Origin of the sequence: Hydrotalea sp. (assembly GCF_049968455.1) — a bacterium.
In the GTDB taxonomy this organism is placed as follows: domain Bacteria; phylum Bacteroidota; class Bacteroidia; order Chitinophagales; family Chitinophagaceae; genus Hydrotalea.
This window is the reverse complement of record NZ_JBMFQT010000014.1, coordinates 77,876-79,541: the sequence shown is the minus strand read 5'-3', so window position 1 is coordinate 79,541 and position 1,666 is coordinate 77,876. Positions and strand designations below refer to the sequence as shown.

The window sequence follows — 1,666 nt, the reverse complement described above, 5'->3', positions numbered from 1 at the left end:
CTACTTCCCCGCAGTATCTACCCTACTCAATAGTTTATTAATAGTGGTAACATATACAAAGGCATTTACATTATTGGGTTCGTTTGGACGATACTGAGAGGTTTGAAAACGGATGCGTTTTTCCGATACCGCGTTGTTAGTCCTTCTGAGAGTAGGTAGGACAAATACCCTGAAAACGAAGGTGATTCCACTCCTTCTTTGTCTTAATAAGCAATGATAGCAAAAAACAAGCCATGTGCCTACAAACAGTCCCAATTGGGTGGTTACACCTTGATGTAAATCTTCTTCTTATCCATCAAGTATACAATGAACCAGTAAAAAGCAATTAAAATCAATGCATACACCAATGAGCCCACTCGTTCATCTACACTAATGGGTTTACAAATGGTTTGGTATAGCCAACCGAAGGGAGAAAGATATTTCGGCAAGCCCTCCTCGTTAGTACCATCGGGAATATGAATTAAGCCGAGTATTCGGGGCAAAAAACCACTGAGTACAAATATGAATAAAGGGTTCTTGCCAAACACATCGAAGAAGCGGCTCCAGGCGCCTTTGTAGGCCTTGAATTCAATAGCATAAATCAAGATACCCAATGTGGCCATAGCCAAACCACTGGTGTATACCACATAACTGCTGGTCCATATTTTTTTGTTGATGGGGAATACCATATCCCAGATATAGCCTGTTACCATTAAGATTAATGCCATGACCAGCAGATTAGCCAGCATTTCAAAATTCTTCCCTTTTTGTTGAATGTATTGTCCCGTTAAAAAGCCAATGATCACCTGCACTACGGCACCGGGTGTGCTGGACAATCCTTCCGGATCGAATGGCACACCTTCTCCCCTGTACACGTGGTTCATGCCAAACAAATGAATATCGAACTGTGTACCCCAAAAACCTTGCAGGCTATAGGGATCGCCGGGTGCACCTGCCAAAAAGGTGAAAGCCCAATACACCAATAAAATAATGCCCCCTATTACAAAAGCACCGCGGGGTTTGGCGTAATAAATTATGAGCGCTGCCAACAAATAACTAACGGCTATGCGTTGCAGTACCCCCATGATGCGTACTTGCTGAAAACTCTTTAACACAATATGTCCATCGTTCCATTGTACAAAGGGGCTCCAGTTGAGGAGCAAGCCAATGACAAAAATGAGGACAGCCCGTTTCACTACCTTCTTTAAAAAATAAGCATTACCCTTTTGTTCGAAGGAAGGCAGCACAAAAGAAAAGGCATTCCCAACGGCAAACAGGAAAAAAGGAAATACTAAATCGGTGGGTGTGCAGCCATGCCAGGGTGCATGTTCCAGCGGTGTGAAAATGTGTTCCCAGGAGCCGGGGTTGTTCACCAAAATCATCAGTGCCACGGTAGCGCCCCGAAATACATCGAGCGAGTAATAGCGTTGTTTAACCATAAGGGGGTGTTTGGTAAAGTGTTAAATTAAGGAAAAGCCTGTAATTAGCAACAGGAAAGGAGATAATTGTATGCACAAGAAAATAAGATGCAACATTTATTATATACAATTTTTATAGGAAGCCAAATGATGAACCCTTGTGGTGTAAGTAAAAAACTCCACTATTTATTGGTAGGCACATAAAAAGGGCTGCCCGAGGACAGCCCTTTTTATGGGAATTAGGATTCATTGATTTAGAACTTAATTTC

Annotated in this window: 1 protein-coding gene; it reads right to left on the bottom strand. The window is 42.3% G+C overall.

Annotation, left to right across the window (positions count from 1 at the left end):
* Positions 1–263: 263 nt before the first annotated feature.
* Positions 264–1,418 carry an acyltransferase family protein gene (locus tag ACP5P5_RS10785; protein ID WP_428286120.1) on the bottom strand — a complete coding sequence of 385 codons (1,155 nt, stop codon included), beginning with the start codon at positions 1,416–1,418 and terminating at the stop codon, positions 264–266.
* Positions 1,419–1,666: the final 248 nt, after the last annotated feature.